Source organism: Alsobacter soli (assembly GCF_003004785.1).
GTDB classification, from domain to species: domain Bacteria; phylum Pseudomonadota; class Alphaproteobacteria; order Rhizobiales; family Beijerinckiaceae; genus Alsobacter; species Alsobacter soli.
Genome location: NZ_PVZS01000003.1, coordinates 195,903 through 216,392 on the forward strand (window position 1 = coordinate 195,903; position 20,490 = coordinate 216,392).

Below are 20,490 nucleotides of genomic sequence, written 5' to 3' on the forward strand. Positions count from 1 at the left end.
GGTCAGTCCTTGAACTCGATGTGCTTGGAGAAGACGATCTTCCCGCTCTTGTTCTGCACCACGTTGTAGCCGTGCAGTCCATCGCCGTTCTGGTCGAAGTTGTATTCGCCCTCGGCGCCCTTGAAGCCCTTGATGGAGAGCATCGCCTCGCGCACAGCCTGCGGGTCGGTCTTGCCAGCCTTGTTGATGGCCGCGGCCAGCAGGTTCACGGCGTCGTAGGTCCAGGACGACTGATTGTCCGGGTCCACCTTCATCATGCCCCGGTAGGCGTCCGCGAAGGCCTTGGCCTCGGGGCTCGAATCCTCGGCGTAGTCGGCCACGCCGAAGGTGTTGTAGAGCGCCGGCCCGGCGAGCTTCAGCGCCGTCACGTTGACAATGGACGGGGAGCCCACCCAGGGAGCGTTCACCCCGAGTTGCCGAAGCTGGCGGGCGAAGATGCCGAGGTCGTTCTCGAAGGTGAAATAGGAGCCCAGCACGTCGATTCCGGCCTGCTTGAGCGCCAGCACAACGGGCGTGAAGTCCTGGGACTGGTTGGCGTAGCCCTGGATCACGACCGGCTTGACGCCGGCGGCCTCCAGCGCGCCCGCGAGCGCCTTCATGCCGTTGGTGCCGAAGGCGTCCGTGGAATGGACGATGCCCCACTTCTTGAGCTTGAGCTCTTCAAGGCCGTAGGCGGCGATCACCCGGCCCGAATAGCTGTCATTCGGCCGGCAGCGGAACAGCCACGGATTGCCGAGCTTCGTCAGCGTCGGGTCGGTGCCGCCGAACATGCAAGGCTTTGCGGTCTTCAGGATGTCCGGCGCCATGGCGTGGACCTGGGTGGACCGGATCGAGCCGATGAAGCCGACGATGTCGGCGTTGGTGGCGAGCTTGGAGAAGGCCAGCACAGCGCCGGGATTCGTGGTCTGGTCGTCCTCGGTGACGATCTCGACCTGCTTGCCGAGCACGCCGCCCGCCTTGTTGACCTTCTCAAGGGCGATCTTCGCCCCGGCCATCGCGTATTTGCCGGCCTCCGCGGCCGGACCGGTGATCGGCACCACCTGGCCGAATTTGATGGTCGCCCCCTGCGCCTGGGCGCCCCGCAACAGCGCGGGGGCCGCCAGGCCCGCGGCCAGTCCGGACGTGAAGACGCGCCTCGTCACCTGCATTGGACAGTTCCTCCTTGATGCGCCGGCTTTGCGGCGTCATTCGTCATTGAACCCATTAGAAGATGGGCCCGGCGGATTTGTCCACGCCGATTCGCGGGTTTGGCGACGATTGCCTCAGGTTTGAGCAGATGACGTATCCGGCGGCCTGAAGCCTGGCCTCAACCGGAGACGAGCCACACCGTCATTGGAAAAGTCAGCGTCGCGAGGGCTGTCGAAACCAGAATGGCGCCGGCCACGGGCTTGTCGCCCGTTCCATACCGCTCGGCGATCACGAAGGCGTTCGCGGCCACCGGCACGGCGGCGTAGAGCACGCCCGCCTTCACCCAGAACGGGTCGAGCCCGATCGCCGACAACGCGCCCCACACGGCTGCGGGATGGACGATGAGCTTCGCGAGAGCCAGGGGCGCGATCCGCCAGAGGTCCGGCCGCATCCACTGCGAGAGCGCCAGTCCGAGCGCGAAGACACCGGCCGGCGCCGCGGCCCCGCCCAGAAATCCCAGAAACCGGTCCGCCGGCTCCGGCAGCGCGATTCCCGAAAGAGACAGGCCCGCTCCCGCCAGGATGGACAGCATGAACGGATTCACCACCGTGCCCTTGGCGAGCCGCCATGCGATCGCGCCGGGCCGGCCCACGCCCCTCCCCGCTTCGATCAGGCCGATGGCGAGCGGCACCACGAGCGCCGTGTCGCAGATCAGCCCCATGGCCACCGGGGCGGCCGCCCTCTCGCCCAGGAAGGCCATGGTGAGCGGAATGCCAAGGAATGCAAAGTTGCCGCCCACCAGGCACTGCCCCCGCGACACCGCGTCCGGAAACGGCAGCCCGGCAAGGCGGCGCGCCGCGAGGAGACCAGAGAACAGGAGCACGACGGCCACGAGCGCGAGCCCTGCGACGTAAAGCGGGTTCCACAGCTCCGCGATGGGCTGGCGCGCCATCACCCGCACCACCATGGCGGGCGTCGCGATCATGAAGGCGAAGGTGTTCAGCACCTTGACGGCGTCCGGCCCGAACAGCCCGCGGCGGCGCGCCGCAAGCACGCCGACGGCGATCACCGCAAAAAAGGGCGAACTCGTCGCCAGGAACTGCAGCATGGGGGAATCGGCCGAAAGACCCGGAACTGGGCCGGCGTCCTTTAGCCGAGCCGAGGTCCGCCTGCCAAATTCGGCTCGCCGTCCGCCTTGCGTCCGGGCGGTCCACGGGTATCCAATGCGCGCCGACAAGAACGGGAGGACCGAGCGCATGGCCATGATCGAGATCGCGGGAGAGCCGTTCCACGTCCAGATCGACGGCCGCGACGACGCGCCGCCCCTGCTGATCTCGAATTCGCTGAGCTCGGACATGTCCATGTGGGACGACCAGGTCCCCGTCTGGGCGGAGCGCTACCGGGTGATCCGATACGACCACCGTGGCCATGGCCAAAGCGTCGTGTCGCCCGCGCCCTATTCCATGGACCAGCTCGGCCGGGACGCGGTCAACATCCTGGACGCGCTCGGGGTCCGGAAGGCCCATTGGGTGGGCCTCTCCATGGGCGGCATGGTGGGCATGTGGATGCTGACCCACGCGCCCGAACGCATCGACCGCGCCGTCCTGGCCAATACGGCCGCCTACATGGGCCCGCGCGAGCTTTGGGACGGGCGCATCCGCACCGCCGAGCGAGGCGGCATGGAGGCGCTCGTGCAGGCCACGCTGGAACGCTGGTTCCCGGCCCACTTCCGAGGAGCGAACCCGGCCGTCATGGATCGCATGCGCGCCATGATCCTTCGCACGCAGGCGCAAGGTTACCAGGCCAACTGCGCCGCAATCCGCGACATGGACCAGCGCGAAGCCATCAAGGGGGTCGACCGGCCGGTGCTCGTCATCATCGGGTCGCGCGACCCCGCCACCACGCCGGCGGACGGCGAATACATCGCATCCGCCATCCCGGGCGCGCAAAAGGCTTATCTGGACGCAGCCCACATCTCCAACGTCGAGCATCCGGAGCGCTTCGCGGCGCTCGTGACAGAGTTCCTGGGCTAAGCCGGATGCAGGCCTTCATCTGCGTCCAGTGCGGCACGCAATACCCGCCATCCGAGGCCCCGCCTGCGCGATGCCCGATCTGCGAGGACGTCCGCCAGTACGTGCGCTGGGAAGGCCAGGCCTGGACCGCGCTGGACGAGCTCGCGCGCACGCATCCGGTGCATTGGGAGGAGGACCACGGCCTCTGGGGCATTGGCAGCAAGCCCGCTTTCGCGATCGGCCAGCGTGCGCTCCTGGTGCGCACGCCCAGGGCCAACGTGCTCTGGGACTGCTCCGCGCCGTTGGATGACGCCACCGTCGAGCGCATCAAGGCGATGGGCGGCGTCACCGCCATCGCCATTTCCCATTGCCACTACTACACCACCATGGTGGAGTGGGCGGAGCGGCTGGACGCCCCCATTCTGCTGCACGAAGCCAACCGCGACTGGGTGATGCGGCGCCATCCGTCCATCACCTGGTGGGCGGGAGAATCCTGCGCCATCGCCGAAGGGCTGACGCTCTATCGCTGCCCCGGCCACTTCGACGGCGGCACGATCCTGCACTGGGCGGAGGGGCCGGACGGCAAGGGCGCGCTGCTCGCGGGCGACATCCTGCAGGTCACGCAGGACCGCCGGCATGTGAGCGTGATGTTCAGCTACCCGAACCTCATCCCCGTGAACGCCGCCACCATCCGCAGCGTCGAGGCGATCGTGGCGCCGCTGGCCTTCGACCGCGTCTACGGCGCCTGGTGGGGGCGCAACATCATCGGAAACGCGAAGGACGCCGTGGCGGCGTCCTTCGACCGGTACCTCGCCGCGATCGCCTGATCAGCAGGCGGTCAGCCTGGGGGTGCGCTCGACCTCGAGCCCGAACAGCGGCCGCAGTTGCGTGCCGAGAACATTGCCGGCGAAAGCTGCGACCATCCATACCCAGCCATGCAGGCTGCCCGAGGCGATGCCGGAGAAATACGCCCCGATGTTGCAGCCATAGGCCAGGCGGGCGCCGTAGCCGAGCAACAGGCCGCCGACGACCGCCGCCACGGCGGACTTCACCGGCACGCGCCAGGTTGGCGCGAAGCGGCCGGCCAGCGCCGCTGCGAGCAGCGCGCCCACGATGATGCCGATGTCCATCACCGACGTGACGTCGTTGAGGATGCTGCTGTTGAGCGCCGCCTTGTTCCCCGCATTGGCGAAATAGGGCCAGCTCGCCACGTCCGCGGTCCCGAGCGCCGCCGTGATCTTCGCGCCCCACAGGGCGAAGGCTGAGGTGATGCCCCAGGGCCGGCCCGCCAGGGCCAGAGTGGCGAAGTTCAGCAGCGCCAGCGCCAGCCCACCCGCGACCATCGGCCAGGGGCCGCGCAGGAAGCGCGCAAGGCCGCGCCGCGGCGAAGCCTTGGCGGCCTCGAGCGCGCCATGCTCGCGGCGCTCGAGCCAGATGGTCACGCCCGCGATGGCCGCGAATGCGGCCAGGTTGACCGCCAGCGCCGTCCAGGGGCCCCAGAGCTTCACGAGCGAGACCGGCGCGAAGCTGGGCTGCGCCGCCCACCAGTGGAGATGAGCGGCCCCGATCGTCGACCCCGCCACGAAGGCGGCGAGCGTGATCAGCATGCGGGTCGAGCCGCCGCCCACGGTATAGAGCGTGCCGGACGCGCAGCCGCCGCCCATCTGCATGCCGACGCCGAACAGGAAAGCCCCGAACACCACGGAAACGCCAACCGGCGACACCAACCCTTGCACGGGCTGGCCGAACAAGGATCCAGCAGCAAGCACAGGGAAGAACAGCGCCACCGCCACGGCGAGCATCAACATCTGCGCCCGCAGCCCCGCCCCGCGCCGGTCCGCGATGAAGACCCGCCAGGCGGACGTGAACCCGAAGGCCGCATGGTAGAGCACGAGCCCCATCAGCGCGCCCAGCACATAGAGGGCCGCCTGCTTCGGATTGACGACGGCGCCCACCAGCGCTGCGCCAGCGACCACGGCGAAGCCGGCGCCCCAGGCGGCGCCTGTGTTTGGAGCGGCCGCACTGGCCGCAGGCTTGACGGCTTGGCCGTGGAGATCGGCGCCAACGGCCGAGCTGAGGCTAGTCATGTCGGAAGATCCATCCGCGAAGATTCTCGACGCGAGAGGCGCGTCGGCCCCGGTGGGGCGCTCGTGGACGAGATAGTATTCCCGCAACAGAACGTCAATTGTTCATATTACACGTAAATTGCCGTATAATAAGCGGCCGGATCTCCCAGAAGGCTGCCGCAGAGTCAGCCATTTCCGGGGCGCGTCGCGAGCCAGATCACGTGGCGCGCCCCGCGCTTGCCGCGGTCCGCCTTGACGGTGGTCTCCTCCACGGCGAACCCCACCCGCTTCAGCCCCGGGGTGAACCCGCGGTCGGGGCCCGATGACCACACGGCCAGCACGCCCCCTGGTTTCAGCGCCGCAAAGGCGTCGACGAGTCCGCGCGCATCGTAGAGGGCGTCGTTCTCCTGCCGGGTCAGCCCCTCGGGACCATTGTCAACGTCGAGCAGGATGGCGTCATAGCAGCGCTTCGCCTTGCGGATCACGTCGAGCACGTCCGACTCGAGCACGGTGACCCGCCGGTCGTCCAGGCAATCGCCGAAAACGGGAGCCATCAGCCCGCGCGCCCACGCCACTACGGCCGGAACGAGTTCCGCCACCTCGATGCGGGCCCCCTCCCCCAACGCCTTCTCGGCGGCCCGCAACGTGAACCCCATGCCGAGGCCGCCGATCAGGACGCGGGCCGCGGCTGGATTGCGCAAGCGCGCGGCTGTCAGGGTCGCCAGGGCCTCTTCCGAACCGCTTAGGCGACTGTTCATCAGCTCCGTATGCCCGAGCCGGATCACGTATTCGGTCCCGCGGCGCATGAGCCGGAGTTGGCCGCCCCCGCCAGGCATCTCGGCGGTGTCCAGGAGCTCCCACGGGATCATGGCGGGCTCGGGCGAAGAAACGAGGCGATCGGCACGGGATCTCCTGGGGCGACGTGACGCTCGCTCCATACCTGACGCCAGCCGCGAGGCCAAACCCTGTCACCCGAAGCCGAACCGCCCTGCATCTTCGCGCCAGTCGCCCCGCCTGATAGGGTCGTGCCGCCCCCGATTGACGCGAATGCGGTTGAGCAAGGGCCAGCATGGCCCCAAGGAGCCTCGCGGAGACACGGATGGACGAATTGCTGGAGCCTTTGCTGCGCCTGGGCGCGGCCGTGCTGGCGGGCTCGTTGATTGGCGTGAACCGGGACCTGCACGGCAAGCCGACCGGCGTTCGGCTTCACTCGCTCGTAGGCCTCGGCAGTGCGCTTTTCGTCATGCTCGCCGGCCGCTATGGCCGGGGCGAATTCGATGTCGCGGCGGTGAGCCGGATCGTGCAGGGCATCGTGGGCGGCATCGGCTTCCTGGGCGCAGGAGTGATCCTGCGCTCCAGTTCGGGCGACCGCATTCAGCACATCACGACGGCCGCCACCATCTGGGTTACCGCCGCGCTTGGCACGGCCTGCGGGCTGGGGGCCTGGCAACTGGCGCTCACCAGCTCGCTCCTGGTGCTCGTGATCCTGACAGGCGGCTTCGTGCTCGATCGCAAGCTGTACAGGCGGGTCGACGACGCGGACGTGGACGGCCCGACCTGACTGGGGGCGGCGTCTACTGAGCCGTGTAGCCGCCGTCGATGACGAGGGACGAACCGGTCACGAACTTGGATTCGTCGGACGCGAGGTAGAGCACACCGTAGGCGATATCGTCCGGCTCGCCGACATGCCCGACCGGATGCATGGCGTCGAGCGCCTTCCGCCCGGCCGCGACATCGCCAGCCTCCTTGAGGTAGTTCTCCACCATCGGCGTCCAGATATAGCCAGGGTGCACCGAGTTCACCCGGATGCCGGTGCGTTCCTTGGCGCACCAGAGCGCGACCGACTTCGTGTACAACGTGACCCCACCCTTTGAGGCGTTGTAGGCGCCCAGGTTGGGGTCTCCCACCAGCCCCTCGATGGAGGACAGGTTGATGATGGATCCCGCCGCGGGGCTGTTGCGACGCATGGCGCGGATCGCGTGCTTGGTCCCGAGGAACACGCCGTCCAGGTTGATCGACATGAGGAAGCGCCACTGTTCGAGCGTTTGCTCATCCGGCGCGCAGCCGATGCCGACACCCGCATTGTTCACGAGCACGTCCAGCCGGCCGAAGCGCGACAGGGTGGCGTCCATCGCCTTTTCCCAAGCCGACTCGTCCGCAACGTCGTGATGCAGGTAGAGGGCCTGCCCGCCTGCTGACCGGATTTCCTCGGCGACGCGCTGTCCTTCCACGTCCTTCACGTCGGTCACCACGACCGCAGCGCCCTCGCGGGCCAGCAGGCGCGAAGCGGCTTCACCGAGGCCCAGGGCGCCACCGGTGATTATGCAAACCTTGCCTTGAACTCTCGCCATGGCGGGTCTCCTTCCGTAGCAGACAAGGTATTCGCCCCCGATGCGCCGTCTTGGATCGAGATCAATGACGACATGCGCATTCTGCGGTCAGATCACGGCCTGATCACGAAAGGACGAAGCCATGTTGGCGAAAGACGTCATGACCCCCGGTGTCGTCTCGATTTCCCCGGAGGCCTCCATCAAGGATGCGGCTGCGCTCATGCTGGAGCGCCACATCAGCGGACTGCCGGTCATCGACGAGGCCGGCGCGCTGGTCGGAATGGTGACCGAGGGCGATCTGCTCAAGCGAGTCGAGCTGGGCACCCAGCAGAAGCGGCCGAAGTGGCTGGAGTTCATCCTGGGTCCCGGCCGCATGTCGACGGACTATGTCCAGACGCGCGGCCGCAAGGTCGGCGAGGTGATGACCTCCCGTGTCGTGACCGTGAACGAGGACGCCGATCTGGCCGATGTCGTGACTTCGATGAACGACCATCGGATCAAGCGCATCCCGGTCCTGCGCGGGGGCTCAGTGATTGGCCTCGTCACGCGGGCCGATCTGCTGAAGGCGCTCGAAGGCATGCTGGAGCGCGGGGCCGTGGCCGCCAACCCCAGCGACCTCGAGATCAGGTCCGCCATCCTGGCCGAGTTGGAGGCGCAGAGCTGGGCTCCGACCGGCACCATCAACATCAGCGTCCAGGGCGGCGTGGTGGAGTTGAACGGGTGCATCTTCGACGACCGCGAACGCGAAGCGCTGCAGGTGGCCGCCGAGAACGTTGCGGGGGTCAAGGCTGTGAAGGACCACGTCACGACGATCGAGCCCTATTCGGGGACCGTCATCTCGCAGGGGGACGCGGCCTGAACTCAGGCGCGAGCCTGATCAACCCGCGTCTGGAAGCTCGCGTGCGGCCAGCGGGAACGTGAACTGGGCGTCGAGCCCGGGCGTGTAGACCACGGAGTAGCCGCCGTGCAGTTCGCGCTCGATGCAGAGCGCGATGAGAGTCGAGCCGAAACCCCGTCGTCCACTGGTCTCCGGCGCGGGCGCGCTGTCGGAGCTCACGGATTCACGCCACCGCAGGATCAGGCTCGGCTCCGGCTCTCCTTCGACCCGCCAGTCGACCGCGACCTCGCCGTGGGGCGCCGCCAGAGCCCCATGCTTCACGGCGTTGGTGGCCAGTTCGTGCAGGATCAGCGCGACAGGCACCACTTGGCGCGGCCCAAGATGAACGGGCCCGCCCGTCACGCGCCAGTGAACCGGGTCGGCAAAGCCGAAGGCTTCCAGTTCGGTCCGCAACAGCGTGGCGAGGTCGGCTCCATCCCAGCTCGAGTCGCTGAGCAGGTCATAGGAGTGCTTGAGCGCCATGATGCGGCCCTCGATCGCGGCGCGGAAGTCGGCGAAGGACGCCGCGTTTCGGCTGGTCTGGGTGATCATGCCCAGCACGACGGCAAGGCTGTTCTTCACGCGATGGTTCAGCTCGGCCAGGAGCATCTCCCGCTGGGCCGAGAACCGCTTGAGCTCCGTGATGTCCTGGACGACCCGCACGGCGTAGATGAAGGCGCCGTCGGGGGAGCGCACGCTCGTGCTGGAGACGTGGGTCCAGCGCTCCTCCCCGCCCTTTGTCCTGATTTTCTTCTCCAGCTGATAGCTCGGGATGACCCCGGCGCGCTGCTGCGAGAAGAGCTCCTCATCCTGGCTGGCGAATTCGGAACCGGAGACGAAGGTGAAGATCGGCGCGTCCAACATTTCCGCGCGGGAATAGCCCGTGATCCGGCACAGGGCCTCGTTGACGGACTTGATGCGCCCGTCTGCGCCGAGTTCCGCGATGCCCACGGCCGCATTCTCGTGCGTCGCCCGGAGCCGGCCTTCGCTGGCGCGCAAAGCCAGTTCTGCGAGCTTGCGCTCCGTGACGTCGTGAAGCGTGCCGACGCCGCGCACGGCCACCCCGCCGTCACCGCGAAGGATGCGACCACGGGCCACGACCCACCGCACGGCTCCGTCTGACCGAAAGATTCGGAATTCGGCGCCGTAGTGATCAGGTCCGCCGGGAGCGTAGGAGCTGCGGTAGCGCTCCATTACCCACCCATGGTCGTCCGGGTGGATCAGGTCAGCGAACAGGTCGCGGTGGGCTGGAACATTGGAAGGAACGCCGAGAATGGCGCGGAACTCCGGCGACCACGTGTGCTCGTCACGCTCGATGTCGTTGTCCCAGATCCCGACGCCGGTCGCTTCCAGGGCGAGCCGAAGCCGCTCTTCGCTTGCGGCGAGCCGGCGCAGCAGGTCACCATCCATTCCGGCGTCACCGTCCCTCGGGAAATCATCGGCCAGCGGCAATTTTGCCTGTAGTCTGCAGTCACACACTCACCCATTCAAGAGCCGACGACCAATCCATCGCAGGTTGAGTGAGGGAAAACCCGTAAGGACTTGGAAACATCTTGCTTCCAAGGTCTTCGGTGCGCCCGTCAGAGGCGCGCGAGCGAACGAGCGAGCAAAGGCTGGGGAGGATCACGAATCCATCTGGCCGAGGGGCTGCTTCGCACGGCGAAATGGTGCGGTACATGAAGCGATTGCTGGTTGTTGACGACGACCCGTTGATGGGCGAGATGGCCAAAGGCTTTCTGCAGAACCCCAATACGGAGGTACACGTCGCCCGTTCCGGCGAGGAGGCTTTGAACCTGCTTTCCGGAGGACGTTTCGACCTCATCATGACCGACATCGACATGGGCAAGCTGGACGGGCTCGCGCTGCTCCGTCAGGTCCGGTTGTCGCCGACGCACGCCAAGGTGGCGGTGCTGGTCATCAGCGGCCGGAAGGATCTGGCCTCCATCGATGCAGCGCATGCGCTCGGCGCGGCCTCCTTCGTCAGCAAGCCCGTGAACTGGCGCCTGTTGCCCTACAAGATCCGCGCAATGCTATCCGCCACGTCGGACGCCGCCTGAGGCGGCCGCGTAGCGGGCAGACACAAAAAGGGCCCGCATCTGCGGGCCTTTCCGTTGTGGTGGGGGATCGTCCGGACCTTTCCGGACCGGCTCGGCAAGTCGCTCAGGCGGCCTCCGCTAGCGCCTCGCGCAGCCGCGACAGGGCTTCGTCGAAGGCTTCCATGCGCAACGCCTGCGCCGGCTCGTGCTTGGCGTCAGAAAGCCGCCGCTCCAGTTCCGCGAGCAGATGCTTCGCGTCGAGTTCGCCGACGCGGGCCAGATCCAGCACCGTCCGGCCCAGCGCATGCGTCCACATAGACCGCATGCCTTCCTTGAGAACCGCGTCCCGCTGCCGCGTGATATCCGATTGAGCGGCGTTGATGCTCATGCCTGCCTCCTGAGCGGGCCCCCGCCCCCGCGGGAAGCTCGATTTGCGTCACAAGGAAGCCACATGACATCTTTCAAGATCGTGAATGGCAGCTCGCTATCCTGAATTGCACGTACGAGGGGAGACTTTCCCGGCTGGCTCAGCGCCCCGCCGCCCGGAGCACGACGGCGGCGGCCCGTTCGCTCGGCGTGTCCCCTTCCGGCAGGATCATCTTCTGGTCCAGGCGTTCGAAGGCAGTCACCTGCGCCTGACGCTCCGCGCTGTCACGCAGCAACGGCCCGAGAGCCGCGGCGAGGCGCTCCGGCGCGCTCGCCTCCTGCAGCAGCTCCGGAATGGCGTTCTCGCCCAGGATCAGGTTCGGCAGCACGATGGAGGGAACCTGGATGACGTGCTTCAGCTGCTCCTCCAGCTTGGACACCCGGTAGGCCACCACCATCGGCACGCCTGAAAGCGCCAGCTCCAGCGTCACCGTCCCGGACGCAGCCAGGGCCGCCCGCGCCTGGCGGAAGGCCGCGTATTTGTCGCGCTCCCCCATCACGATCCGCGGCTGCACGCGCCAGCCCGCCACCGCAGCCCGGATCGCCTGCTCCAGATGCGACACTGCCGGCAGCACCGCCTCGAACGCGACGCCCTGGTCCGCCAGGCGTTCAAGCGCCTGCCCGAAGGGCTCGAGAAGCCGGCCGATCTCCGAGCGCCGGCTCCCCGGCAGCATCAGCAGCACCGGCGGCTCCGCCCGTCGCCGCGCCATCTCCGCCGCGGACGGGCGCAATTCGTCCAGCCGCTCGATGAGCGGGTGCCCCACATAGGCGCAGGCCGGCCCACCGAGCCGCCGATGCGCGTCCGGCTCGAACGGCAGCAGCGCCAGAACCTGGTCCACGTAGCGCGCCATCTTGCGCGCCCGTCCCGGCCGCCAGGCCCATACGCTGGGGCTCACATAGTTCACCACGGGCAGGCCCGGCGCCCTCTTGCGCACCCGCTTCGCCACGGCATGCGTGAAATCAGGGCTGTCGATGATCACCAGCACGTCGGGCCTTGCCGCAAGCACGGCGTCGACGGTCGCGTGGACGCGCCGAATGATGGTCGGCAGCCGCGCCAGCACGGGCAGGATGCCCATCACGGCGATGTCGGACAGCGGAAACAGGCTGCTCAGGCCCTCGCCCGCCATGGCCTCCCCGCCCACGCCCGAGAACCTGACGCCGTCCGCCCCGAGCCGGGCCTTGATCGCCCGCATCAGCTTGAAGCCGAGCTGGTCGCCCGAGTGCTCGCCGACGACCATGGCGACCCTGAGCGGCTCCGGCGGGCTTGCGCCCGCGGCTTGCCCGGGAATGGGCGCGCTCATGCCCGCCGCCCCACCAGGAACAGGCCGGCGGCGTCCGCCGCCCGCACGGTCTCGGCCCTGTCGATCAGCACCACGCCGCCCGCCTCCACGGCCGCCCCGGAGAGTCCCGCCGCCCGGAGCTTCGCAATCGTCCGGGGGCCCAGCGCCGGGAGGTCCACCCGCAGGTCCTGCCCCGGCTTGGGCCGCTTCACGAGCACCCCGCCCCCGCCGTCGAGGCGCACGCGCCTGCTGCGCTGGAGCTGGGCGACCCGGTCCAGCATGGCGTCGGTGCCCTCCGGGCCCTCCACGGCCAGCACGCGCCCGCCGCTGACCACAACGCCCTGCCCGATGTCGAATCGCCCGGTGACGGCCAGCAGGTCCGTGGCGAGCGCGATGTCGGCTTCCTGGGCCACCGTGGGACGCGCAGCCGTGAGCGCGCCTTCGGGCGCCAGGACGCCCGGCGCGACCTCCTGGGCGCCGACCACGCGGAAGCCGTTCTCTTCGAGCAGCGCGACGGCGCCCCGAAGAATCCGGTCGTCGCCACTCGACAGGATGCGCGCGAGCTCCTCGCGATTGCGGAAAGCTGAAAAGACGGATGAGATCGCCAGGGGCCCAGGCCGAGTCACGGCGCCCGCGAGCACGACGCAAGCCGGCCGCGCCTCGCGCAACAGGCCGATCAGCCCGGCTGGATCCAGCATGTCGACTGTGGCGACCCGCTTTCCCGCGATGCGCCGCGGCGCAAAGCCGCGCAAGCCGATGACCAGGGCCTCGCGCCCGGTTGCGCGCACAGCCTCCGCCACCTCGGCGGGGAAGCGGCCGCCGCCAGCCACGATCGCGACCGGGCCCTCGGCGGGCGCCACGGCTCAGCCCTCCTGGGCGTCGCGTGGCGTGCAGATGGACCGGTTGCCGCCCTCGCGGATGAAGTCGAGGATCTCGTGCACGACGCCGTGGCCCTCGAAGCTGGCAGCCACGTCCTCGACGCGCTCCTGCAAGGTGCCCTCGTCGGCGAACAGCAGCCGATAGGCCTTGCGAATATCGTGGATCACCTCGCGCGAGAAGCCGCGGCGCTTCAGCCCCACGATGTTGAGGCCCGCCAGGTGGGCCCTGTTCCCGATGGCGATGCCATACGGAATGACGTCGTTCTCGACGCCGGAGAGCCCGCCGATGAAGGCGTGGGCGCCAATCCGGCAGAACTGGTGCACGGCCGCCCCGCCGCCGATGATGGCGAAGTCCTGCACTGTGCAATGCCCGGCCAGCATCACGTTGTTCGAGAAGATGACGTTGTTGCCGACCCGGCAGTCATGCGCCACGTGCGCCCCCGTGAGGAAGACGCACTTGTCTCCCACCACGGTGGCCAGACCCCCGCCCTCGGTGCCCGGGTTCATGGTCACGCTCTCGCGGATCATGCAGTCCGCGCCGATCGTCAGCGTCGAGGGTTCCCCGTGGAACTTCAGGTCCTGCGGCTGGTGACCGATGGAGGCGAAGGGAAAGATCCTGGCCCGCGGCCCGATGGTCGTGCGCCCCGCCAGGACGACGTGGCTGATCAACTCGCTGTCGTCACCCAGCCGGACGTCCGCGCCTATGATGCAATAAGGCCCGATGCGCACGCGCTCGCCGAGCTCCGCGCCCGGCTCGATGATGGCCGTCGGATGAATCTGTGTCACTGCGCTCACTCGGTCACCAGCATGGCGCTGAGCTCGGCCTCGCACACCACCTTGCCCTGCACCTTGGCCTGGCCGCCGAACCACCACATGTTGGCGCGCTGGCGCAGCTTGGTCATGTGGTACTCGACGACGTCGCCCGGCTCGACCGGCTTGCGGAACTTCACCTTGTCTATGGTCATGAAGTACACGACCTTCGGCCGGGACGTCCCGAGCTTGGCGTTGACGCACAGGGCTCCTGCCGTCTGCGCCATGCCCTCGATCAGCATAACCCCCGGCATGACCGGCCGATTGGGGAAATGGCCCTGGAATTGCGGCTCGTTGATGGTGACGTTCTTGATGCCGATGCAGCTCTCGTCGCCTTTCATCTCGATGATGCGGTCGACGAGCAGGAACGGATAGCGGTGCGGAAGCAGGTCCATGACCCGCATGATGTCCGCCGTCGCCAGCGTCGTGGATTCCGTCTCGGTCATCGGCAAGGCCTTCTGTCTTGTCGAGGTCGGCTGGCGCCGCCTTAGTCGGTGTCTTCCTGCGGCGCGCCGCTGCTTTTCCGCTTCGCAAGATTGCTGAGCGTCGTCAACTCGCGCACCCATTGGCGCATCGGCTTGGCCGGCGTGCCGCCCCACCGGGCGCCCGCCGGCACATCGGTCGCCACGTTGCTGGCCCCTGCGATCTGCGCGCCGGTCCCGATATGCACGTGCCCGACCGTCCCAACTGCCCCGCCCAGCACGACGAAGTCGCCAAGGGTGGTGCTGCCGGAAATGCCGACATTGGCGACGATGACGCAATGGCGGCCAATCACCACGTTGTGGGCGATCTGCACGAGGTTGTCGATCTTAGTCCCCTCGCCCACGACCGTGTCGCGGTTCGCCCCGCGGTCGATCGTGGTGTTGGAGCCGATTTCCACGTCGTTCTGGATGATGACGCGGCCGACCTGCGGCACCTTGAGGTGCCCCTGCGGCCCCATCGCAAAGCCGAAACCGTCCTGCCCAAGGCGTGCGCCCGGATGGATGATCACCCGGTCGCCAATCAGGGCGTTCTGGATGGTGACGTTCGGACCGATGGAGGACTGGCGGCCGATGCGCACCTGCGGCCCGATGACCGTGTTGGCGCCGATCACCGACCCGGCGCCGATCTCGGCCCCAGGGCCGACTACCGCGCCAGGGTCGACCGTCACGCCCGATTCAAGGCGCGCCTCGGGATGCACGAAAGCGCCGGGGGCGATGCCGCTGGCTCCGAAGCTGGAGCCCGGGCGCATGGCCTCCGGAAACAGCTTCGCCGTGACCATGGCGCAGGCCCGATAGGGCTGCCCCACCACGAGAGGCACCACATTGGCGGGAACGCGCGCGGCGAATTTCGGAGCGACCAGGCAGGCCAGAGCCCGGGTCGTCTCGAGTTCGCCCACGTATTTCGGATTTTCCAGGAACGCGAGGTCGCGAGGACCAGCCGAGTCGAGCGGAGAAACCGCCTCGATAGCCAGGGAAGCGTCAGCGCCTTCGGGAAGCTTCGCCCCCGTCAGAGCCGCGATATCCGCCAGCGTGATGGGGGCGGCGAGCTTAAAGAAAACGGGGTCTGTCATCATGCATCCGACGGGTGCGCCCCGGCCTGCGTGGCCGGGGCGCCCGTCATTAGAAGCTGGTGCCGCCCGAGAAGCGGAACACCTGGGTGCGATCGCCCTGCGCCTTGGAGATCGGGTAGGCGAGGTCGAAGCGGATCGGGCCGAGCGGCGACTGCCAGAGCAAGCTGCCACCCACGGACGAGCGGATCTTGTGGGAGTCGATCACGCTCACAGTCGCAGGGTATCCAGCGACGGCCGAGGGCGGGATGATGCCGCTGAAGTCCTTGCGACCCTCATAGCCGTAGAGCGTACCGGCGTCGGCGAACACGGCGCCCTTGAACCCAAGCTCACGCGGCAAGCCGAAGATCGGGAACTGCACTTCGGTCGACCCGCCGAAATAGGTCGTGCCGCCCAACGCGTTGTTCTTCGGATCGGCGGCGTCGCGCGGGCCGATGCCCGAGGGAGCGAAACCACGCACGAGGCTCGGGCCCAGGAAGAACTGGTCCGTGATGCGCAGATCCTTGCCGCCGAGCGCATGGATATTGCCGGCCTGCAGCTTGACCATGCCGACGAAATCGTCGCTCAGCTCGCGATAGAACCGGGCCTCGCCGGTCGTACGGATCCACCGGGAATCGCCGCCGAGGCCGGCGATGTCCTGCTTAATTTCCGCATAGTAGCCGGCGCGCGGGTTCTTGTTGTTGTCGAGGGTATTGTAGTTGAGCGTGTAACCGGCGGCGGACGTCAGGTAGGAGCCAGCCGACTCCTTGAGGGCCAGCGAGGCTTCGCCATTGTACAAGCAGCCCGGATAGCCGAGGCTCGCATCAAGCGGATACCAGCAGTCGTTGAACGGCTTGCTGTAGGTATTCGGGATCTTGATGTCCTGATTGTACAGCGAGTACCGGAACAGCACGCTCGCCTCTTCCGTGAGCGGCAAGCCGAGGCGGATGGTGCCGCCCGTCATCCGGTTCTCGTAGTACGAGTACCGGGTGTTGTCGCTCTGCTTGGCGAAAAGGTCGAAGCCGACCGCCATGCGGCGATCCAAGAAGTACGGCTCGGTGAACGAGAACTCGACGCCCTTGGAATACTGGCCCGTGGACGCCGCGAGCTTCACGTACTGGCCGCGACCCAGGAAGTTGGTCTCGGTGACCGACACCTCGGCGATGAAGCCGTCCGACGTAGAATAGCCGCCAGAGACCGCGAAGGCGCCCGTGGGCTGATCCTCGACGTCCACGTTCACGACGACTCGGTCGGGCGTGGAGCCGGGCTCGTTCGAGATCCGGACCTTTTTGAAGTAGCCGAGGTTGTTCAGGCGGCGCTCCGCCTTGTCCATCAGCACCTTATTGTAGGCGTCGCCCTCGCCCACGTCGAATTCGCGGCGGATGACGTAGTCGCGCGTGCGGGTGTTGCCGCGGATGTTGATCCGCTCGATGTAGACGCGCGGACCTTCCTCGACCACGTAGCTGAGGTTGATCGTCGCCGTCGCCGGGTCGCGGTCGCCACGCGGGCGCACCTGCGAGAAGGCGTAGCCGCGGCTCGCGACCTCGGTCGTGATCGACTGGAGGGTCTTCTCGACGTCCTCGGCGTTGTACACGTCGCCCGAAGCCGTACGGACCTTGCCGCGAAGGCGATCCGCATCGACGTCCGGGATCTTTGATTCAACCCCGACCTGGCCGACGTGGTACTGCTGGCCCTCGTCGACCGTGACGACGATGCGGTAGCCGCCGGCCGCCTGGTCGAACTGCACGTCCGTGCCCACGATGCGGAAATCCGCATAGCCGTGCTTCAGGTAGAAGCGCCGGACGAGCTCGAGGTCCGACTGGATCTTGTCCGGATCGTAGACGTCCGAGGTCTTCAGCCAGGAGAGGAAGTTGCTCTCCGTCGTGGTCATCTGGTCGCGCAGGCGGCCAGAGCCGTAGGCGCGATTGCCGACGAACTCGATCGACTTCACGCCGGTCTTGTCGCCCTCGTTGATGGTGAACACCACGTCGACGCGGCCGTTGTCGAGCGGCACGGTGCGGGCCGTGACCGACGCGAGGCTGCGACCGCCGCGGCTGTAGATCTCCTTCAGGCGCTGCACGTCGGCGTCGATGGTCGCCTGGCTGTAGGGTCCACGCGCCTTGGTCTGAACTTCCTGGGTGAGCGCGTCGCTCTTGAGCTTCTTGTTGCCCTCGAAAACGACGCGGTTCACCACCTCGTTCTCGCGCACAGACACGACCATCTGGCCGCCGCGCTGGGAGACGCTCACGCTGGAGAACAGGCCCGTCGCCATCAGGTCCTGGCGCGCCTGCTCGGGAGATTGCCCGTTGACGTAGGAGCGGATCGTCTCCGCATCCACCCGACGATTGCCCTGGACAACGACGCTCTGAGCGAAAGCCGGAGCCCCCATCGCGATCACCAGGGCGATGCTCACCGCCGTCTGCTGGAGCGCGCGCGTCGTGCGCCGCAATCCGCCAGTCTCGAAAGCCATCGAGGAACCCGCCCTTATTTCTTATCTCTCCGGCAGCCCCCACAGGCAGGCCGGATGTCCCAAGCTACTCGACGCATCTACCAAGTTTCAGCCGCACTGCAAATGACGAATGCGCAGCAGCCGCTAAATCCGGGGGCGCGTGGCTTCGATGACACTTACCGCATGGTTAATGAAGGCCAGCCGCTTGCTGGCTGGCCTTCTGAAAAAGCGGGAAAGTTCAGAGGGAAACGAGGTGAACGACGTCGTTGAAGGTCGTGAAAAGCATCAGCATCAACACCAGTGCGAGCCCAACCCGGAAGCCGAACTCCTGCGTACGCTCGCTGAGCGGCCGGCCCCTCGCCGCCTCGAAGGCGTAGAACAGCAGGTGACCGCCGTCGAGCAGCGGAACAGGCACCAGATTGATCAGTCCGATCGAGACCGAGAGAATCGCGGCGAGGTTCAGGAGCGCGACGATTCCCGCCGTGGCGACCTGCCCCGAGACCTGGGCGATCCGAATCGGTCCGGACAGCTGGTCGGCGCTCTCGGTGCCGGCGAACAGGCCGCCCACATAGGCGCCGGTGCGTTCGACGATGAACCACGTCTCCTGGACGGCGCTCTTCAGCGAGGCCCCGAGGCCCAGCGTCTGGAACTTCAGGTCAGCGGGATCGCGCGAGGCCTGGATGCCGAGCATGCCGAGCCGCTGCTTGCCGAATGGCGTGTCAATCACCTTCAGCTCGGGCGTCGCGGTCAGCGTCACTTCCTTGCCGGCGCGCTCGACCACGAGGGTGAGGGTCTTGCCGGGCGAGGTTGAGATCACCCGCTGCATGTCGCTGAAGCTCTCGATCGGCTGGCCGTCGATCGAAAGCACGAGGTCGTTGTTGCGCATGCCGGCCTTGGCCGCCGCGCTCGATTCGATCACCTGGTCCACGCGGGGCGCAATGATCTGGCGGCCATAGGCGTAGCTCATGGCCGCGAACACGACGATGGCCAGGATGAAGTTGGCGACGGGGCCCGCCGCCACCACGGCCGCCCGCTTCCACACGGGCTGGTAATGGAAGCTGACCGCCTTCTCCTCCGCCGTCATGGCGCGCAGGGCCGAGCCGTCCGGGGTGCTCGCGGCGCCCGAATCGCCGAAGAACTTGACGTAGCCGCCGAGCGGAACGGCGCAGATCTTCCACCGCGTGCCGTGGCTATCCGTGAAGCCGATCAGCTCGGGCCCGAAGCCCAGCGCGAAGGCCTGCACCCGGATGCCGCACCAGCGTCCGATGATGTAGTGGCCGAACTCGTGGATGAAGATGACGATGACGAGAACGAAAAGAAACGGCAGGATGTAGCCACCAAGCGACCCGGCCCAACCGGCCAGCGTCTCCAGAACCGTCATGTCGAAAACCTCACGTGGCCCAAGCCGAAGCATCCCCGACGTTATGCGCCGGCAGGGGTGAAGATACGGCGAACGGGAACGAACGTCGAGGCAGAGTGAATATTTGGTTAATGCGCCGATTTCAGGGCTGCAGGAACCAACGCCTCCGCCGCGCGCCTGACCTCCGCATCGAGCGCCAGCGCCGCCTCCACGCTGTCCAGGACACCCGAGTCGCGGGCCTCGCCAAAGCGATCCAGCATGGCCTCGCACAACGGCGCCATGTCGCCGAACCGAAGCCGGCCGCCCAGAAAGGCCGCGACCGCGACCTCGTTGGCGGCGTTCAGCACCGTCGGCGCGCCCGCACCGGCCTCGAGAGCCTCCATGGCGAGGCGCAGGGCCGGGAAACGCGCCAAGTCGGGCGCCTCGAAGTCGAGACGCGCTATGGACGCCAGGTCCAGGCGGCGGGCGGACGTGCCGAGGCGCTCGGGGAAGCCGAGGCAGTGCGCAATCGGCACCCGCATGTCGGGCAGCGCCAGGCCGGCCACGACGGACCCGTCGCTGAAGGACACGAGCCCATGCACGATGGACTGGGGGTGGACCACGACGCCCAGCCGCTCCGGCGAAACGCCGAACAGGTGGTGGGCCTCGATCAGCTCGAGGCCCTTGTTCATGAGCGAAGCCGAATCGATGGTGATCTTGGCCCCCATCGACCAGTTGGGGTGGGCCAGCGCCTCCTCGCGCCGTGCGGTTGCGATTCGGCCCGCCGGCCACGTCCGGAACGGCCCTCCCGAGGCCGTGATCACCATCTGCTCGATCTCGTCCGGGCGGTGGCGCCCCAGCGCCTGGAAGATCGCGTTGTGCTCGGAGTCCAGGGGCAGGAGCGTGGCCCCGCCCGCGCGCGCGTCGCGCATGAAGGCGGCGCCCGCGCACACGAGCGACTCCTTGTTCGCGAGCGCCACCGTGCGCCCCGCCTGCACGGCGGCGTGCGTCGGCCGTACCCCCGCCGCGCCCACGATGGACGCGACCACGATGTCCGCGGGCCTGAGCGCGGCCTCCATGACCGCGCCCTCCCCGCCCGCGGCGGCGATGCCGGTCCCGCCCAGGCAGGCGCGCAGCTCCGGCAGCGCGCGCTCATCCGAGATCGCCGCGAAGCGCGCGCCCAGGCGCTTCGCCATGTCCGCCAGCGCCGGCGCGTCCCGCCCGCCCGCGACCGCCTCGACCGCGAAGCGGTCGCGGTGCGCGACGAGGATGTCCGCCGTGGATCGCCCCACGGACCCGGTCGCGCCGAGGATGCTGACCCGCGTGACCAT

Annotated in this window: 20 protein-coding genes; 5 read left to right on the forward strand and 15 right to left on the reverse strand. The window is 67.8% G+C overall.

Annotated features, from left to right (window positions below):
* Positions 1-2 precede the first annotated feature (2 nt).
* Both SLNSH_RS03940 and SLNSH_RS03945 read right to left on the reverse strand, forming a co-directional pair.
* Positions 3-1,148, reverse strand: coding sequence for an ABC transporter substrate-binding protein (locus SLNSH_RS03940; protein ID WP_106335352.1), 1,146 nt, complete (start codon positions 1,146-1,148; stop codon positions 3-5).
* 158 nt (positions 1,149-1,306) lie between these two features.
* Positions 1,307-2,236 carry an AEC family transporter gene (locus SLNSH_RS03945; protein ID WP_158266666.1) on the reverse strand — a complete coding sequence of 310 codons (930 nt, stop codon included), beginning with the start codon at positions 2,234-2,236 and terminating at the stop codon, positions 1,307-1,309.
* Positions 2,237-2,384: 148 nt separating this feature from the next.
* Here SLNSH_RS03945 and pcaD point away from each other — a divergent pair, with 148 nt between their 5' ends.
* Complete coding sequence (gene pcaD / locus SLNSH_RS03950; RefSeq protein WP_106335447.1) at positions 2,385-3,161, forward strand: 3-oxoadipate enol-lactonase; 777 nt, start codon at positions 2,385-2,387, stop codon at positions 3,159-3,161.
* 5 nt (positions 3,162-3,166) lie between these two features.
* Complete coding sequence (locus SLNSH_RS03955) at positions 3,167-3,967, forward strand: MBL fold metallo-hydrolase (protein WP_106335354.1); 801 nt, start codon at positions 3,167-3,169, stop codon at positions 3,965-3,967.
* Here SLNSH_RS03955 and SLNSH_RS03960 read toward each other — a convergent pair whose 3' ends face one another.
* Positions 3,968-5,227, reverse strand: coding sequence for a YeeE/YedE family protein (locus tag SLNSH_RS03960; protein ID WP_106335355.1), 1,260 nt, complete (start codon positions 5,225-5,227; stop codon positions 3,968-3,970).
* A 164-nt stretch (positions 5,228-5,391) separates the two neighbouring features.
* Positions 5,392-6,075: a spermidine synthase gene (locus SLNSH_RS03965; RefSeq protein ID WP_106335356.1), complete on the reverse strand. Its 684-nt coding sequence runs from the start codon at positions 6,073-6,075 to the stop codon at positions 5,392-5,394.
* A gap of 230 nt (positions 6,076-6,305) precedes the next feature.
* Between SLNSH_RS03965 and SLNSH_RS03970 the strand changes: the two genes are divergently transcribed.
* Positions 6,306-6,767 (forward strand): MgtC/SapB family protein, encoded by a 462-nt coding sequence (locus SLNSH_RS03970; RefSeq protein WP_106335357.1) that lies wholly within the window; start codon positions 6,306-6,308, stop codon positions 6,765-6,767.
* Between the two features lie 13 nt (positions 6,768-6,780).
* On the opposite strand, the gene SLNSH_RS03975 is transcribed toward SLNSH_RS03970, so the two are convergent.
* Complete coding sequence (locus SLNSH_RS03975; protein WP_106335358.1) at positions 6,781-7,557, reverse strand: glucose 1-dehydrogenase; 777 nt, start codon at positions 7,555-7,557, stop codon at positions 6,781-6,783.
* Positions 7,558-7,678: 121 nt separating this feature from the next.
* Here SLNSH_RS03975 and SLNSH_RS03980 point away from each other — a divergent pair, with 121 nt between their 5' ends.
* A complete protein-coding gene (locus SLNSH_RS03980) occupies positions 7,679-8,395 on the forward strand; it encodes a CBS domain-containing protein (protein WP_106335359.1) in 717 nt (238 codons plus the stop codon).
* 18 nt (positions 8,396-8,413) lie between these two features.
* Here SLNSH_RS03980 and SLNSH_RS03985 read toward each other — a convergent pair whose 3' ends face one another.
* Positions 8,414-9,823 (reverse strand): sensor histidine kinase, encoded by a 1,410-nt coding sequence (locus tag SLNSH_RS03985; protein ID WP_106335360.1) that lies wholly within the window; start codon positions 9,821-9,823, stop codon positions 8,414-8,416.
* A 266-nt stretch (positions 9,824-10,089) separates the two neighbouring features.
* On the opposite strand from SLNSH_RS03985, the gene SLNSH_RS03990 reads away from it, so the two are divergent.
* Entirely contained in the window at positions 10,090-10,470 is a 381-nt protein-coding gene (locus SLNSH_RS03990; protein WP_280954450.1) for a response regulator, read from the forward strand.
* Positions 10,471-10,573: 103 nt separating this feature from the next.
* On the opposite strand, the gene SLNSH_RS03995 is transcribed toward SLNSH_RS03990, so the two are convergent.
* The 9 genes from SLNSH_RS03995 to dxr all read right to left on the reverse strand — a co-directional run bounded on the left by SLNSH_RS03995 (position 10,574) and on the right by dxr (position 20,490).
* Positions 10,574-10,837 (reverse strand): hypothetical protein, encoded by a 264-nt coding sequence (locus SLNSH_RS03995; RefSeq protein WP_106335362.1) that lies wholly within the window; start codon positions 10,835-10,837, stop codon positions 10,574-10,576.
* A gap of 139 nt (positions 10,838-10,976) precedes the next feature.
* Entirely contained in the window at positions 10,977-12,176 is a 1,200-nt protein-coding gene (lpxB, locus tag SLNSH_RS04000; RefSeq protein WP_106335363.1) for a lipid-A-disaccharide synthase, read from the reverse strand.
* The gene (locus SLNSH_RS04005) at positions 12,173-13,015 is read right to left on the reverse strand and encodes an LpxI family protein (RefSeq protein WP_106335364.1); all 843 of its coding nucleotides are present in this window, start codon (positions 13,013-13,015) and stop codon (positions 12,173-12,175) included. Before SLNSH_RS04005 ends, lpxB begins: the two co-directional genes overlap by 4 nt.
* Before the next feature lie 3 nt (positions 13,016-13,018).
* On the reverse strand, positions 13,019-13,819 hold the full coding sequence (gene lpxA / locus SLNSH_RS04010) for an acyl-ACP--UDP-N-acetylglucosamine O-acyltransferase (RefSeq protein WP_106335365.1): 801 nt from the start codon (positions 13,817-13,819) through the stop codon (positions 13,019-13,021).
* Between the two features lie 5 nt (positions 13,820-13,824).
* Complete coding sequence (gene fabZ, locus SLNSH_RS04015; RefSeq protein ID WP_106335366.1) at positions 13,825-14,289, reverse strand: 3-hydroxyacyl-ACP dehydratase FabZ; 465 nt, start codon at positions 14,287-14,289, stop codon at positions 13,825-13,827.
* Between the two features lie 41 nt (positions 14,290-14,330).
* Positions 14,331-15,395 (reverse strand): UDP-3-O-(3-hydroxymyristoyl)glucosamine N-acyltransferase, encoded by a 1,065-nt coding sequence (gene lpxD, locus SLNSH_RS04020; protein WP_106335367.1) that lies wholly within the window; start codon positions 15,393-15,395, stop codon positions 14,331-14,333.
* 49 nt (positions 15,396-15,444) lie between these two features.
* Positions 15,445-17,841 (reverse strand): outer membrane protein assembly factor BamA, encoded by a 2,397-nt coding sequence (gene bamA, locus SLNSH_RS04025; RefSeq protein ID WP_106335368.1) that lies wholly within the window; start codon positions 17,839-17,841, stop codon positions 15,445-15,447.
* 217 nt (positions 17,842-18,058) lie between these two features.
* Entirely contained in the window at positions 18,059-19,201 is a 1,143-nt protein-coding gene (gene rseP, locus SLNSH_RS04030; protein WP_106335369.1) for an RIP metalloprotease RseP, read from the reverse strand.
* Positions 19,202-19,308: 107 nt separating this feature from the next.
* Positions 19,309-20,490: a 1-deoxy-D-xylulose-5-phosphate reductoisomerase gene (dxr, locus tag SLNSH_RS04035; protein ID WP_106335370.1), complete on the reverse strand. Its 1,182-nt coding sequence runs from the start codon at positions 20,488-20,490 to the stop codon at positions 19,309-19,311.